This is a genomic window from Nostoc sp. C057, from assembly GCF_013393925.1.
In the GTDB taxonomy this organism is placed as follows: Bacteria; Cyanobacteriota; Cyanobacteriia; order Cyanobacteriales; family Nostocaceae; genus Nostoc; species Nostoc muscorum_A.
In genome coordinates this window covers 4,870,241-4,886,474 of sequence record NZ_CP040281.1, presented here as the reverse complement: position 1 = coordinate 4,886,474, position 16,234 = coordinate 4,870,241, and the positions used below count along the sequence as shown (strand labels likewise).

At 42.1% G+C, this 16,234-nt stretch carries 7 protein-coding genes; 6 read left to right on the top strand and 1 reads right to left on the bottom strand.

Going from position 1 to position 16,234, the window contains the following annotated elements; translation table 11 throughout:
- Positions 1 to 37: 37 nt before the first annotated feature.
- On the bottom strand, positions 38 to 2,026 hold the full coding sequence (locus FD724_RS20840; protein ID WP_179073960.1) for a S8 family serine peptidase: 1,989 nt from the start codon (positions 2,024 to 2,026) through the stop codon (positions 38 to 40).
- Between the two features lie 349 nt (positions 2,027 to 2,375).
- Here FD724_RS20840 and FD724_RS20835 point away from each other — a divergent pair, with 349 nt between their 5' ends.
- The 6 genes from FD724_RS20835 to FD724_RS20810 all read left to right on the top strand — a co-directional run bounded on the left by FD724_RS20835 (position 2,376) and on the right by FD724_RS20810 (position 16,141).
- Complete coding sequence (locus FD724_RS20835; protein ID WP_179073959.1) at positions 2,376 to 2,963, top strand: hypothetical protein; 588 nt, start codon at positions 2,376 to 2,378, stop codon at positions 2,961 to 2,963.
- 567 nt (positions 2,964 to 3,530) lie between these two features.
- Positions 3,531 to 4,307, top strand: coding sequence for a thioesterase II family protein (locus FD724_RS20830; RefSeq protein ID WP_179073958.1), 777 nt, complete (start codon positions 3,531 to 3,533; stop codon positions 4,305 to 4,307).
- Positions 4,308 to 4,493: 186 nt separating this feature from the next.
- Positions 4,494 to 5,663, top strand: a complete 1,170-nt coding sequence (locus FD724_RS20825) for an MFS transporter (RefSeq protein WP_256874327.1) — start codon at positions 4,494 to 4,496, stop codon at positions 5,661 to 5,663.
- A gap of 1,055 nt (positions 5,664 to 6,718) precedes the next feature.
- Positions 6,719 to 8,410 carry a histidine ammonia-lyase gene (gene hutH / locus FD724_RS20820; RefSeq protein ID WP_179073956.1) on the top strand — a complete coding sequence of 564 codons (1,692 nt, stop codon included), beginning with the start codon at positions 6,719 to 6,721 and terminating at the stop codon, positions 8,408 to 8,410.
- A 145-nt stretch (positions 8,411 to 8,555) separates the two neighbouring features.
- Positions 8,556 to 10,547, top strand: a complete 1,992-nt coding sequence (locus FD724_RS20815) for a long-chain-fatty-acid--CoA ligase (protein WP_179073955.1) — start codon at positions 8,556 to 8,558, stop codon at positions 10,545 to 10,547.
- Positions 10,544 to 16,141: a type I polyketide synthase gene (locus FD724_RS20810; protein WP_179073954.1), complete on the top strand. Its 5,598-nt coding sequence runs from the start codon at positions 10,544 to 10,546 to the stop codon at positions 16,139 to 16,141. The genes FD724_RS20815 and FD724_RS20810 overlap by 4 nt, the downstream gene beginning before the upstream one ends.
- Positions 16,142 to 16,234 lie beyond the last annotated feature (93 nt).

The following is a 16,234-nucleotide window of genomic DNA, read 5'->3' as shown; positions in this document are numbered from 1 at the left end:
CCCTCATCCCCACACTCCCTAACTCAAACGTGTTGGCTTAAAACCCGATTTCAATGGTAAAGCTGCGAATCTTTCCTGTATCTGTGCTAGCTTTATCTGCAACTTCCAGAGTCCAGGTTCCTTGGGGACTTTTACCTTTAAAGGCAGCAAGTTTTGGGGTGTTTACCTCGTCATAGGTTGTTTTGATATTATCTGTAGCTCCGCCCTGGCGATCGTGCAGAACGATGGGAAGTATGCCTATTTGCACTGGGGGAAGGAGAGTAACTACAAGATCCCCAATATAAGTATGCTCGATATCTACATTAACTTTGATGGATTTCATCAGGCTAGTATTAGCGATCGCCAACGATAATGTTGATGTTTGCAAATCGTTAATTGGGATATCTTGTACTGCCTTGAATATGCTAATGGGCGATGTTTGCGTCGGCTTGGCCAATTCTACAGCTTTGAGAGCATTGATTCGACCATAACCATAGAATGGGCTGCGACCATTGGCATCATATTTACCTCCAGGTTGATCGATGCGATCGCAAGAGCGTTTAATAATGTCTCGTACTTCGTCCCAACGCAGATTTGGGTTTCTGGCAATAATCAATGCTGCGACACCAGCCGCACCAGGACAAGCACTAGAAGTTCCGCCGAATTCATTCGTGTAGTTACCTCCGGCATCACCCAGATTTACATTACCGGAATTATAACCAAGTACACCAACGCGATCAGTTGTCCAAATTCCAGGGGTTTGAGAACTATCACCATTGTTACTGGGAAAGGCACACCACACCGCCTGACCGAAGTCACTGTAAGCGCTTCTTGTGCCAAAGTCGTTACAAGCTGCGATCGCAATTACCTTTTGGTAGCTGGCGTAGCCATCGTTATCTACACTTTCGTTACCATTGCCAGCCGCGAATAAAATTACACATCCCTTCCCGTTACGTCCTTTATTGATTGCAAAGTCCATAGCCAATCTTGTGGAGTCAGGCAAAGGTACTTTTTGCTTATGTAGAGGATCGTTTGGCTCAAACCAAGTCCCATCTGCTGGGCCCCAACTACAAGAAATCACATCAGCACCATTTTGAGCCGCCCAAATAAAAGCATCTGCTTCATCCTGTGAACCCAACGACGAAGCTAAACGAATCGGCATCAGTTTTGCACCCGGTGCTACACCTGATGCACCAAATTTCCCGTTGCCACAAGCTACTCCGGCACAAGCTGTCCCGTGGTTATTGTCGTTTCCTGGTCTGGGATTGTCATTTTTACGTGTGACATCGCGCGGGGCAACAATCTTTCCAGAGGAACGAAATTCTTCATGATCGAGATCCACACCATCATCGATAATTGCAATAATTGCTCCTGTGCCATCGCTCAACTTCCAAGCTGCTTCAACGTTGGCATGGGCGTTAATTACCTTACCGTTAATTGTTGTTTGCTTTAAGTGCCACTGCTGCGGAAAAACCTGACGTTGGCGTGATTCACGCACTAGTTCAGGATGGCACAGTTCGACTGATTCCTCATTCAGAAGTCTCTCGGCGATGTCAAAGATCGCTATACCAGTATTTGTAGGTGCATTGACAAAATAAGCATTTCGCGCATATTCAAGTTGGCGTTTAATTGTTAAGCCGTAACGTCGCAATATCTCTTGGCAGACTCTTGATTCTTCTTCATTATCGAATTTAACAAAGAGGTTTTCGGTGTAAATTATCGGTTGACTGGAGACTGGATCGATCAAGACACGTCCAGCAAATTGGACTTCAGACTCTTGGTTGAGAATTTCACGGGCGCGATCGCGCAAAGCAACACCCTGAGTCGGAACTTTCGCACGCAAAATTTCTACACCCGCTTGCCGAAACCGCATTGTTAACTCGAATTGATTGAGGATGCTACGAGCTGTGGGTGACACAGGTGCGACTTCAAACGGTCTTGCACCAATTAGAGTACTGCGGCTTTCGGTACGCACTACGACGTGTTCGTCACTGATAGCAAGTTCATACTGTTGACCGTTCTGTCCACCATAGCGAACCTGAACCATAGCTTAATCTCCTGGGATATTTGTCTTGAAAATTGGGCGTTGGGAAATCGTATTATGCACTACTTTTAAAGCTTGCTATACGCAGCGTGCGTTTATGTTTAGTTTATGGATGGTTTTGATTTCATGTGTTATATGTGTATTACGACATTAAAAAGATCCAGCTGCAACAGATTTTAATCTCTCTAAAGTTCATACAAGCCTTCAATTCGTCTTTCCAGAAAAGAGGAATTTAAAGTCAGACTGTTTTACGAATCTTCACTATCACTAGGGATATATAGCTTGTATCCCAATAAAAGATTTGTATTCCATACCACTGAAAACGCTATAACATCATTAGAACTTGAGAAAGATGTTTTATTTTCCGGCTGAGTATTTTCTACAGGTGTACTCTTTACCCCTGATACCTGAAGTGAAATTTCAAAACGACTATTTTTCTGAGTATCCTGAACAAATTCGGGTTGGCAGCGATAGCACTGCTATATCTTATACTCGTAAGTCTGGGTACTATGCAATACATTATAATAATCAACCCAAGACGGTAGCACCAGGAGCAATTTTACAACTTAACGATGGTGCGATGTCTACGACGGGCTACGCCTACGCAGTTTTTCCAGGCGAACCCAATCAATCAGAGCAGGGTAAACTGAGTCCAGTTTACACAATAGAACCCAATGGTTCTTTAGCAGTACCAACTGGACTGGTTTTCATCCGCTTTGCTGAAGGCGTTGATGTCAAGTCTCAGCACGAGGCAATTAATCGAGCGGGTTACGAAGTAGTACAAATCCTTGACTATGCGCCTCATACCGCTTGGTTGCGTGCCCAATCAGATAATATTGCAGATGCGATCGCAAAGATTCCTCAGCTAGAAGCGATACCAAAAGTTGAGAATATCGAACCTCAGATGCTTATGGAAAGAGGTTTGAGACTAGGGCGTTAATAATTCGAAATGGGTCACACTAAGGAATAGCGATGGCGTACCCGCGCTTCTTTGCGGGGCGTAGCCCATTGCTTCTAATGCTGTAGTTCATGTCATTTTTTCACCAATCAAATTTTATTGGCTGGGGATTTTGGTGTTTTGCATAAATAACCCAGAGAAGAGCGATAAGTACTATGAGAGCAAACAAAAAATTAACTCTTAAGTTTTAATAACTTATCAAAGTGACAGGAAGAATCAAATATGATTGGCAATTTCTCAGGCATTAAAATTTTATGCTTTTACTATTTAGTTATCTCTATTTAATAGCAGTTAACAGTAGACAAAAATTAACATTTTTATTAATTAATTTGATAGTATTATTTGCTGTAAATATTTACTAAAATTAGAAGTCTTGGCTGTAATTCTTCTTACTCATAGTCAGATTTACTTACTCATGTTAATTAACGGTGTATATGTACAGAAATAATATTTACCTTTAATCGCTGCTATGAACAGAGTTACCACAGTCTGATAAAGAAACAGGTTTAGGCTTTATAACAAAATTTTTCAGATTACACACATAATTTTATGACAGCAAAACTAATAGTTGATCCTTGGATTAGCTGCCCTGAGCTTAATCCAAAGGCCCAACTTCGCTTATTCTGTTTTCCATGTGCGGGGGGTACAACTTCAACATATAGTACATGGACAAACAAATTACCAAAAGATGTAGAGGTTTATTTAGTTCAACTTCCTGGAAGAGGCCGTCGATTGCAAGAACCCTCATATACCAATTTTTTACCTCTTATTCAAACTTTGGCATCAAAAATTAGACCGTATCTGAATATGCCATTTGCTTTTTTTGGCCATAGCATGGGTGCAACACTTGGCTTTGAGATAACGCGTCTACTCCGTTATGAATATAATCTTAGCCCTGTTCATTTATTTGCTGCTTGTTGCCCTGCTCCCCAACAACCAATTCTCAAACCGTTTATTCACAAAATGCCTGAAGCTAAATTCCTGGCTGAACTTTGCGATCGTTACAATGCAATTCCCAATGCGATTTTGCAGAATGAACAAATGTTGCAACTTTTCTTGCCTTGTCTGCGAGCGGACTTTACGATACTAGAGACATACATTTACAAAAGTGAAATGCCACTCGAATGCCCAATCTCTGTATTTGGAGGTTTGCAGGATAAAGCAATTAAGGTTGATGCTTTAGAAGCTTGGTGTGAGCAGACTAGTAGTTACTTCAACCTGCAAATGTTTCCTGGAGATCATTTCTTTTTGCATAATTCTCAATCACTCTTTTTGCAGTCATTATCCCAATACTTAAATTACCTAGTAGCTATCAACAAAAGTTAAGAATTTTAGATACAAATCTATAATTTACTAAGTAGCTAAATCTATTTCAATAAAGTGCAAAAAATAAGTCTATTGCAAAAATGGCTATTTCTATTTTGCATAGCAATTTTGCGATAACAAGATTGCTTGCATCGTATTTATCCCATGCACTTAAACCATGTAATTTATCAATTATCCTCAAGTTTTATGACAGAATTGATCTCGACAAAATCAAATTCCCCGTTTTCTACTGGATTACCAGCTTTGTATAGCATAGCTTTTTTGTCTGGTATTTCTATAGGGCTATTTAATCCCTTTATCTCAACATTAATGGCGCAACATCAAGTTGATGATTTATGGATAGGAGCAAATTCTACGGTGTATTTTCTAGTCATAGCTTTGGGAACACCGTTTGTAGTAAAAGTATTACCCAAGTTGGGGCTTCGTAAAACTATGATGCTTGGCTTGACAATGATGGGTATTAGCGCTCCTTTGTTCACTATGACTACATCAATGCCCTTGTGGTTTATTATACGTGCTGTTATGGGCATTGCTTGTTGTTTATATCTAGTCAGTGGAAACACTGCATTGAATCACTTTTGTCATGAAGGTAATCGAGCGATCGTCAATGGTTTGAATGCTCTAGCTTTTACTTTTGGATTTGGTATTGGCCCAGTAATTGGTTCTGCTTTGTATAATGTTTCACCAAAACTGTCATTTTTGTTGGGTAGTGCTTTAATTTTTAGCGGCGTAATTGTGGTATGGATAGCTCTACCAGATAAAGCAGTTGTTTTTCAACAATCTTCACGTTCCGGAATTTTCAACAAGCTGAAACTTCCTCTTCAGGGCGCATTTGCCTATGGTTTTGCCGAATCAACGCTAGTTTCTTTATATCCTGTTTATCTGCTACGACAAAATTACAATATAGAGCAGATCGGCTATACCTTTGCTGTATTTGTTGTTGGCGGCTTGCTCTCTACTGTTCCAGTTACTCACATAGCAGACAAATTCGGCAGACTCAAAGTTCTTTTTATGAGCGTGTCTATCGTAATATTGTCGTTTTTATCTCTTTCATTGATTCAAGACTCCACTGCTACCCAGATATTTGCATTTATTGCTGGAGCTAGTATCAGTCCGATTTTTCCCTTAGCAATGGCATTAATTGGAGCAAAACTTTCTAGAAATGAACTATCTTCTGGAAGTGCTTTGTTCACAGCTATATATAGTTTCGGATGTACTGCTGGGCCTATTGCTTCATCTTTAGCTATCAAATTTTTTGGTGATGGTTATATATTTAGCTTGACAATAATCATCTTTGCTATATTTTTGTTTTATGTGGGCAGACAGAATAAAAAAATTCCGTTCCGAATTACTTAACTCGTCAATATCACTGGTGAAGAGGAAAGATTCACTGATGTTAATGGCATATTATCCCTTTTTGGAAGCGTCATAATTGATCTATAATCAAATGTTCCTGAGCCAAATCAGATTATAGTGAATGGCACTTTCCCTACTGTTCCAGAACCTAATACTTTAATAACGCTGATTAGTCTAGATACAGGTGGAGTAAGTGCTTTACTGAATCGGCGCTATAGGGAACAACATGAAAAAGTGAGTTAAAGGTAAATAATAGCCTTCAGCATAAAGTTACAGAAACAGAAAGTTAACCAAGCTTTTGCTACCTACTAATATCGAGTTACATAATTGTCGGATGCGGCTTGATTTGATTGAGCTAAGTAGGTCGGCGAAATTAAAGCTAACTGGCTAAGGCTGTCCTTTGTCATTGGTCATTAGTAAGGGTTTTAAGCATATTTACGTTTCGTAAATATACTTAGCTTTTTAACGCCAACTTATTTATGTTGTTAGGCATTTTCGAGTAAGAAAATATCTAATCATTTAAAATCCGTGAAAAGTTTACTATATGAGCTTTTCACGGATTTTAAATGATTGTGCTGTTTATACCGTGCTGTATCAGTGTTGTAGAGACCGAAATAGGCGAAACCTATTCCACATAAAGCTTTTAATATATTAGAATGCAAGTAAGTAAAATAAATAAAGTAAAATTTATGGAATAGTTGCATAAATCTTTTACTTACTCCAGATAAATATATAACAGTTCAATTACAGAACAAACGATTACAAGTTTTATTCTCTCATGTTGTAATTTCAAAACACAACAAACGGAATCTCTGTCATCAATATATGAGCAAAAAAAATGAAACAAATGGCTAATTTTTTGGTTAATTTTTACGTGAATTTCTCCAAAAATTATTCTCGAAAGTTTCAATCATGGAGAATTACTGCTTCGTTAAAACACTGATGCCAGCTAAATATCAATTTGTATTTGCTGAAATATTATGTCAAATACTCTCAGCAAAAAACAAAAGTTAAGTTAATTGCAATACCTACTACAAGTTAAACATAATCCCTGTATGAAGACACTATCTCAAGCACAAAGCAAAACCTTATCTCAACAATTTTCTTTCACTGGAAATTCCTCTACCAATGTAGTTATTGGTAATCAGAAACTCACAATCAATGATGTTGCAAGGGTAGCGCGTAATGGCACCTTAGTGTCTTTAACCAATAACACTGATGTTTTGCAGGGTATTCAGGCATCTTGTGACTACATCAATAATGCTGTTGAATCTGGGGAACCAATTTACGGAGTGACATCTGGTTTTGGCGGTATGGCCAATGTTGCCATATCCCGTGAACAAGCATCTGAACTCCAAACCAACTTAGTTTGGTTCCTGAAAACAGGTGCAGGTAACAAATTACCCTTGGCGGATGTGCGTGCAGCTATGCTCTTGCGTGCAAACTCTCACATGCACGGTGCATCTGGCATCAGGCTGGAACTTATCAAGCGCATGGAAACTTTTCTCAACGCTGGTGTTACACCGTATGTGTATGAGTTTGGCTCAATTGGTGCAAGTGGTGATTTAGTGCCACTATCCTACATTACTGGTTCACTGATAGGCTTAGATCCCAGTTTTAAGGTTGACTTCAACGGTAAAGAGATGGATGCACCGACAGCCCTAAGTCAGCTGAATTTGTCACCCCTGACATTGTTGCCGAAGGAAGGCTTGGCGATGATGAACGGCACTTCAGTAATGACGGGCATTGCAGCAAACTGCGTCTACGATACTCAAATTTTAACTGCGATCGCTATGGGCGTTCACGCTCTAGATATCCAAGCTTTAAACGGAACCAATCAATCATTCCACCCATTTATCCATAATTCCAAACCACATCCTGGTCAATTATGGGCAGCAGATCAGATGATTTCTTTGCTAGCAAATTCCCAGTTAGTCCGTGATGAGTTAGATGGTAAACACGATTATCGTGATCGCGAATTGATTCAAGATCGTTACTCACTCCGATGCCTTCCCCAGTATTTGGGGCCTATTGTTGATGGGATTTCCCAGATTGCCAAACAAATTGAAATCGAAATCAACTCAGTGACTGATAACCCACTAATTGATGTTGATAACCAAGCTAGCTATCATGGAGGCAATTTTCTCGGACAGTACGTGGGAGTGGGAATGGATCACCTGCGTTACTACATTGGGCTAATGGCTAAACATTTGGATGTGCAAATTGCCCTCCTCGCCTCACCAGAGTTTAGCAATGGACTACCACCATCTTTACTTGGCAACCAAGAACGTAAAGTCAATATGGGACTTAAAGGTCTGCAAATATGCGGTAACTCAATTATGCCACTGTTGACCTTCTATGGAAATTCCATCGCCGATCGCTTTCCTACCCATGCGGAACAATTTAATCAGAACATCAACAGTCAAGGATACACTTCAGCGAATCTAGCCCGCCGTTCTGTCGATATATTCCAGAATTATATGGCGATCGCTCTCATGTTTGGAGTCCAAGCTGTTGACCTCCGCACATATAAAAAGACCGGTCATTACGATGCACGCGTCTGTCTATCACCTGCAACTGAGCGGTTGTATTCAGCAGTCCGCCACGTAGTTGGACAAAAACCAACTTCAGATCGCCCATATATTTGGAATGATAATGAGCAAGGTCTGGATGAGCATATTGCCCGGATTTCTGCTGATATCGCGGCTGGTGGTTTGATTGTGAAAGCAGTTCAAGATATCTGTTAACAGAGTTTTTAGCCAATAATGAATAGTAAACAGTCAACAATTATCAGTTGACTGTTTACTAATTTTATCCACTTATTGCATAAATTCTCTACATCAAGGCGATAAGTATAACAAGAGCTACAACTTAAATCTTGCAACAACTTTTATGAATATTTCCCAAAATGTGGAGCGTGGTTGCTGCCTTTTTCCTAACAAACCAGCGCTCATTTTTGAAGGCTTATATTTTACTTATAAACAACTGAATGAAATGGCAAATCGCTTTGCCAATGCTTTACTGGGGTTAGGGATTGAGCGTGGCGATCGCATAGCATTATTATTACCAAACATTCCTGAATTTGTTATTTCCTATCTGGGGATTCTCAAGATTGGGGCGATCGCAGTTTCCATTAACCCAAGTCTGCAAAGCGATGAACTCAAGTTTATTCTCAATGACTGTGGAGCAGTTGTACTCGTAACCACAGAAACGCTGCGAGAAAAATTGCCCAAGCAGGATTTACCGCACCTCAAGCACATCTTAATTGCTGAGGGGAAAGCAGCTGACGCGATCGCATTGAGTGAATTCATGGCAAACGCTTCGTCTAGCGCCCGTGCTGTGGAGATGGAACGTGATGATCCGGCGGCGATTCTTTATACTTCTGGTACAACAGGTTTCCCTAAAGGCGCTACTTTATCTCATGGCAATGTGATTTCTAATATGCACTCAATGAATCACTGTTGCGAAATGCGCCCTAATGATCAAATTTTACTATTTTTACCGATGTTCCACTGTTTCGGGCAGAATGCAGTTCTCAATAGTGGACTTAATACCTGTGCAACTATCGTTTTACAGCGATCGTTCGACCCAGAAACGGTACTGACAACTATAAGCGAATATAATATTACAATCTTTTTTGGTGTTCCCACTACTTTTATTCTTTTATGCGATAAAGCATCTATCCGCGATTTGGATTCAGTGCGTTACTACTTCTCTGCGGCCGCAGGTTTGCCTGTAGAAATTGCCAAACGTTGGCAAGACAAGTTTGGTAAAGTCATCAACCAAGGGTATGGCCTTACAGAAACATCACCCTTAGCTAGTTATAACCACGAATTGAGGTACAAACTGGGTTCTATTGGTTCACCAATTGAAAATGTCGAGATGAAGATTGTCAGCCTCGATGATGGTTGCGAAGTTGCCCCTGGTGAACTCGGCGAAATTGTTATTCGCGGTGTCAATGTCATGCTAGGTTACTGGAATCGCCCGGCTGAAACTGCCAAAGCCATTAAGAACGGATGGTTTCATACCGGTGACATTGGTCAAATAGACGAATTGGGCTACTTTTACATCGTTGACCGCCTCAAAGATATGATCAACAACGGTGGATTAAAGGTATACCCAGCCGAAGTTGAAAATGTTATTTACCAGCATCCAGGTATTGCAGAGGTAGCTGTCTACGGTGTACCAGATTCAATACTAGGTGAACAGGTTAAGGCTAGCGTTGTCCTCAAACCAGACCAGGTAGTTACAGAAGAAGAAATAATTGCCTTCTGTTACCAGAAACTGGCTAAATATAAAGTTCCTAGTGCCGTCGAATTTGTCTCCTCCATCCCCAAGAACCCGACTGGCAAAATACTCAAGCGGCTACTAAGGCAAGAAAATTCTGCTACACCTTCCCATAGTACTGTGGTTAGCAAAACTCAGACATCTGCGTCGGTAAAAGTCTCTTATCAAACTGCCGAATTGATTGAAAACTGGATTATGGATTGGGTCGTGAGAAAATTGGCAGTAGCAGCCCAGTCAATCGACCAAAGTAAGTCATTTGCTGATTATGGATTAGATTCCGTTAGGGCTGTCAAGTTAGCCCAAGAATTGAGTGAATGGTTGGGATATCCCTTAGAAGCAACTATAGTTTGGAACTTCTCCACCATCGAATCTTTAGCACGCCACCTAGCCAGTCAAAAAATTCCCCAACCGACAGAATTAGCCAAGACAAAGCCAGAGTCTAATTTGCACACAGAAAGTCTATTGGTGTCTGTAGAATTGCCTGCAAACAAAGCAGAACTGGCCGAATCAGCAGACTTAAAAGCACTCTCAGACGCGGAAATAGCTGAATTACTTACCAGAGAAATTGCCACAGTTAAGCAAAGGAGATTAGTATGATTCCTAATTCAGAGAACACAAATTACCGCTTGTTACTAGAAAATGCAATTTTAGAATTACGGCGGATGCGGTCTGAAGTTGATACTGTTGAGCAATTACAGAAAGAACCCATCGCTATTATTGGGATGTCTTGCCGTTTACCTGGGGGTGTCAATAACCCAGAGGATTACTGGAATCTATTACATAATGGGGTAGATGCCATTAGCAAAATTCCTGCACAAAGATGGCCAGTAGATGAGTTTTATCATCCAGACCCCGATGTATTGGGGAAAATGTACACCCAGCACGGCGGTTTTTTAAATGAAGTAGACAAGTTCGATGCTCAGTTTTTTGGCATCTCTCCCCGCGAAGCCGTCAGCCTCGACCCTCAACAGAGATTACTTTTGGAAGTAACCTGGGAAGCGCTAGAAAATGCTGGACAAGCACCAGAAAAGTTAAATGGCAGTCTTACTGGGGTATTCGTCGGGCTGTCTATGGATGACTACGCACAACTGAGCTTTTATGGCGATCGCACTCAAATTGATGCCTACAATACTTTAAGTATTCTCAGAAGTATGGCAGCTGGGCGTTTGGCTTACGTCTTGGGTCTGCAAGGAGCTACCATGCAGTTAGATACAGCTTGCTCGTCTTCGCTGTTAGGGGTGCATCTAGCTTGCCAAAGCCTCCGTTCTCAAGAATGTAATATGGCTTTAGCTGGTGGTGTCAACCTGATTCTCTCACCAGATCCTTCCATTGGTCTGTGTAAATTAAAAGCCTTATCTACTGATGGTCGTTGTAAAACTTTTGATGCCAGCGCCGATGGTTACGGACGTGGAGAAGGATGTGGCATAGTAGTACTCAAACGTTTATCTGATGCTTTAGCTGATGGCGATCCTATCCTGGCATTGATTCGGGGTTCAGCATATAACCATGATGGCTCTAGTAATGGTTTGACAGCCCCAAATGGTTCTGCTCAAGAAAAATTACTTCGCAAAGCCTTAGAAAATGCCAACGTCCAAGCCCATCAGATTCAATATGTGGAAACTCACGGGACTGGTACACCTTTAGGCGATCCCATTGAGGTGTTAGCCTTGGGAGCAGTATTAGGTCAAGGTCGCTCCCAAGACAATCCCCTAACTATCGGTTCGGTAAAAACTCAGGTTGGTCATTTGGAATCAGCCGCCGGAGTTGCTGGATTAATGAAAGTTGTATTAGCTCTCCAGCACGCAGAGATACCACCACATTTACATTTTCAACAACCTAACCCCTATATTCCTTGGGAAAAACTGTCGCTTGTAGTGCCGACTCAGCCCACCAAGTGGCCATTAGGGGCAGATGGACGACGACTAGCTGGGGTCAGTTCCTTTGGCATGAGTGGTACAAATGTCCATCTGATTTTGGAAGCAGCACCAGAAATTAAATTATTACAGGCAAAAACTGAGCGTCCGCTTCATCTTTTGAGTTTATCGGCGAAAACTGAATCAGCACTACATTCACTTGTCAGCCGCTACGAATCCTTTTTGGCAGGTGATAGCAAAGCAAATATAGCAGATATTTGTTTCAGCGCGAATACAGGGCGATCGCATTTTGACCATCGTTTTGCTGTTGTCGCTGAATCTACTCAGGACTTACGTCAACAATTGGCGGCTTTTGCAGCAGGTAAAACTCCAGGTGTGAGCGGACAATTACACAACAAAAAGCGCCCGAAAATTGCCTTTCTATTTACCGGACAGGGTTCTCAGTATATAGGTATGGGGCGAGAACTCTACGAAACCCAACCGACATTCCGGGAAACTTTAGATCGTTGTGATGAAATTCTCCGTCCTTATTTAGAACAACCTTTGCTATCAATTCTCTATCCTGAATCTGGGACTAGCCCTCTCAATGAGACTGCCTACACCCAACCAGCTTTATTTGCCCTAGAGTATGCAGTCTCCCAGTTATGGAAATCTTGGGGCATAGAACCTACAGTAGTTATGGGTCATAGTTTGGGTGAATATGTCGCCGCTTGTATAGCTGGAGTTTTTAGTCTGGAAGATGGACTAAAATTGGTTTCTGCCCGCGCTCGCCTCATGCAGGCTCAACCTCAAGATGGGGCAATGGTCAATATATTCGCCTCAGAAGCGCGAGTATTGGCAGCTATTCAACCTTATGCTCATCAAGTCTCGATTGCTGCCATTAACGGCCCCGAAAGTGTTGTTATTTCTGGACAGCATCAAGCAGTCGCAGCCGTGATGTCTACTCTCCAAAGCGAAGGCGTTAATAGTGTCAAGTTAAACGTCTCCCACGCCTTCCACTCTCCTTTAATGGAACCAGTGTTAGGGGAATTTGCGCGCATTGCCGCAGAAGTCAGCTTTTCATTACCTAATATCAAACTGATTTCTAATGTTACCGGCACAGTTGTTACCACAGAAATCACCAATGCGGAATATTGGGTCAGACATTTGCGCCAGTCAGTGAGATTTGCTTCTGGGATGGAAACTCTTGAGCAGCAAGGTTGTGAAATTTTTCTAGAGGTCGGGCCAAAACCAATTTTACTGGGAATGGGTCGTAAGTGTCTCCCTGAAGGAGTAGGAGTGTGGCTCCCTAGTTTGCGCTCAGGACAGTCGGATTGGCAACAGCTACTTCAAAGCTTGCAGGAATTATACTTGCGTGGGGCATCAATCAACTGGTCTGGCTTTGATCAAGATTATCCCCGTCATCACCTAGTACTGCCAAATTATCCCTTCCAGCGCCAGCGTTACTGGGTTGAGACATCCCATCGCCAACAGACTTTACCCGCCAAGGCTAGCAAAACTCTCCATCCTGTACTCGGTCAACGGCTAAAATTACCATTTTCTCCAGAAATTCGCTTTGAAACCCAATTTAGCCCCAATTTGCCTGCTTACCTAGAAGATCATCAATTAAACGAAGTCAGAATAGTTCCTGGTGCATCTTATATCTCGATGCTTCTATCCGCAGTTAAGGAGGCTTTCCCCAATGAATCTTGCATCATCGAAGATTTGTTGTTTCAAAATACGCTGGTTTGCCCAGATGACGGCAGTACAACAGTTCAGTTAGTTTTGACACCCCAAACAACAGAAGAGACTTCCTTCCAAATTATTAGTTTTTTAGGTGGAGAAGCAGAAAACGAAGTTAATTGGAAAACACATGGCACAGGAAAAGTCCGGCTGTTCTCGCCAGTACCCAATTTCGTAGATGTGGCAGAAGTCAAGGCTAGATGTTCTCAAGTTTTATCGGGAACGCAATTTTACTCTAGTTTTCAAGCAGTTGGCTACAGTTGGGGAACTTCATTTCAATGGCTAGAAAATATTTGGCATCAGGATGGAGAAGCTGTATGTCAAATGAAACTGCCTCAATTACCAGACGAACTCGATAACTATCAACTTTATCCGGGATTAATTGATTCATGCTTGCAACTACTCAACGTTTGCTGGGATGTTAATCCTGCCGAGCAAGTCCAGAATGACTATATGTACATTCCCTTTAGCATCGGTAGCTTTAGATTCTATGGTCGTTCCCATTCTGGTCATCAACTATGGTGTCATGGTCAAAAAACGCCAACATCTAATCAGCAAAGCTTAACTGGTGACGTACATCTGTTCGACCAAAATGGGCAGTTAATCGCCGAAATCATCGGTTTTGAAGTGAGGAAAGTTCGTCGGGCAACTTTGCTGCAAAGTCTGCAAAAAGATTTAGGTGATTGGCTGTATGAAGTAGCTTGGCAATCAAAACCTCGTGAGCAAAATCATCAATTGGCACAGGCACAAGAAGGAAGTTGGCTGATATTTGCTGACCAACAAGGAACGGCGGTTAAGTTAGCAAAACTACTCAAAGAACGTGGCGATCGCACTATCTTAGTTTCTCCTGGTGCAGAATATCAAGCCGATACAGAACATTACTACATCAATCCCTCAGAACCACAAGATTTTCAGAGGTTAATTCAAGCAAGCTTAGGTAATAACCAACCTCCCTGCCGTGGGGTAGTATACCTGTGGGGGCTGGAGGAGACGCTGGAGACTTTAAATACTGGCTGTGGTAATGTGCTGCATTTGGTTCAAGCCTTGGCAAAATCAACTTGGTCTAAGTCTCCCCGTTTGTGGTTAGTTACCAGAGGAACCCAGCCAGTAGAGCCAATGTCCGATGCTTTAGCCATAAATCAAGCTGCTTTGTGGGGCTTGGGACGTGTTATTCCCTTGGAACATCCAGAATTGTCGTGTGTGCGGTTGGATTTAGACCCAGTTGGTAATGGGAACGAAATTGAAGAATTATTAGCAGAGTTGTTGTTCCCAGACCAAGAAGACGAAGTGGCATTTCGTCAAGGAGTGCGGAAAGTCTCCCGGTTGGTGCGTCGCCAAGCTCAAACCCCGGCGAATCAACTGGCTATTGGTGAAGATGGGACTTATTTAATTACAGGTGGTCTAGGGGCGCTAGGGCTGCAAGTTGCTCAGTGGATGGTATCACAAGGAGCGAAAAACTTAGTTTTAACTGGCAGGCGTGGAGTTGTTGGTGATACTCAAGTAGCTATCAATCAACTACAGCAAGCAGGGGCAAAAGTTCTAGTTGTCACAGCAGATGTGTCCAACACGGAAGATGTGGCTCAGATGTTAGAGGCAATCAAAGCTAACTATCCACCTCTACGGGGTATTTTTCACGCGGCTGGTGTTTTAGATGACGGGGTATTACTGCAACAAAATTGGAGCCGCTTTGCTAAAGTGCTTGCTCCCAAGGTGCAAGGGGCATGGAATCTGCACACATTGAGCAAAGACCTACCTTTAGATTTCTTTGTCTGCTTCTCCTCGGTCGCCTCATTACTTGGTTCACCCAGCCAAGGAAACTATGCAGCCGCTAATGCCTTCATGGATGCCTTAGTTCATTATCGTCGAGGTTTGGGTTTGCCAGGTTTGAGCATTAACTGGGGGCCTTGGGCAGAAGTTGGGATGGCAGCAGATTTAGATAGTCGTAGCCAACAGCGCATAGCTGAGAGTGGTTTTGCTACCATGTCCTCAGAATTAGGATTGCAACTACTGGGAGATTTATTGAGACAAGATGCTACCCAAGTTGGCGTGATGTCAGTCAATTGGGCGAAATTCCTCCAGCAATTCCCACCAGGAGGTGCAGCACCTTTAATTTCCGATTTAGCTCCCCAAACCCAGCCACAAACAAATTCCGCACAATCAGCCAAACAACTTGAACTTCTGCGTCAATTAGAGGAAACTATTGCTAGCGATCGCCAGAATGTTTTGATTGCTTACATTCAAACTGAGGTTGCCCAAGTTCTCAGGTTTGAAGCAGCTTATCAACCAAATCCGCAACAGGGCTTTTTCGATATGGGGATGGACTCTCTCATGTCCATCGAGTTGAAGAACCGACTAGAAACCAGTGTAGCAAATTCTCTACCTTCGACTTTGACCTTTGAATATCCCACAATTGAATCCTTGGCTGAATATCTGCTCAACAATGTAATTTCCTTGAATGTAGCAGAGCCAGTTGTGGTGGAGCCGCAAATAGAGACTGAAGTGCAAAATGATTTGTTAATAGATATTCAGCAATATTCTGAAGACGAATTAGCAGCATTAGTTGACCAAGAATTAGAGGCTTTGCTGGGTGTCTGAAGTAATTTTACTTGTGAACTTGCGTAAATCACCTGCTTAACTCTGATAAGTCTACAAAAGACATTCATCTATTTATTTACACAGCTAAATGAG

What these genes read in the sequence shown, in the direction of transcription:
- FD724_RS20810 (WP_179073954.1), top strand. Translation starts at nt 10,544, where the DNA reads ATGATTCCTAATTCAGAGAACACAAATTACCGCTTGTTACTAGAAAAT.
- FD724_RS20830 (WP_179073958.1), top strand. Translation starts at nt 3,531, where the DNA reads ATGACAGCAAAACTAATAGTTGATCCTTGGATTAGCTGCCCTGAGCTT.
- FD724_RS20815 (WP_179073955.1), top strand. Translation starts at nt 8,556, where the DNA reads ATGAATATTTCCCAAAATGTGGAGCGTGGTTGCTGCCTTTTTCCTAAC.
- hutH (WP_179073956.1), top strand. Translation starts at nt 6,719, where the DNA reads ATGAAGACACTATCTCAAGCACAAAGCAAAACCTTATCTCAACAATTT.
- FD724_RS20825 (WP_256874327.1), top strand. Translation starts at nt 4,494, where the DNA reads ATGACAGAATTGATCTCGACAAAATCAAATTCCCCGTTTTCTACTGGA.
- FD724_RS20835 (WP_179073959.1), top strand. Translation starts at nt 2,376, where the DNA reads ATGTTTTATTTTCCGGCTGAGTATTTTCTACAGGTGTACTCTTTACCC.
- FD724_RS20840 (WP_179073960.1), bottom strand. Translation starts at nt 2,026, where the DNA reads ATGGTTCAGGTTCGCTATGGTGGACAGAACGGTCAACAGTATGAACTT.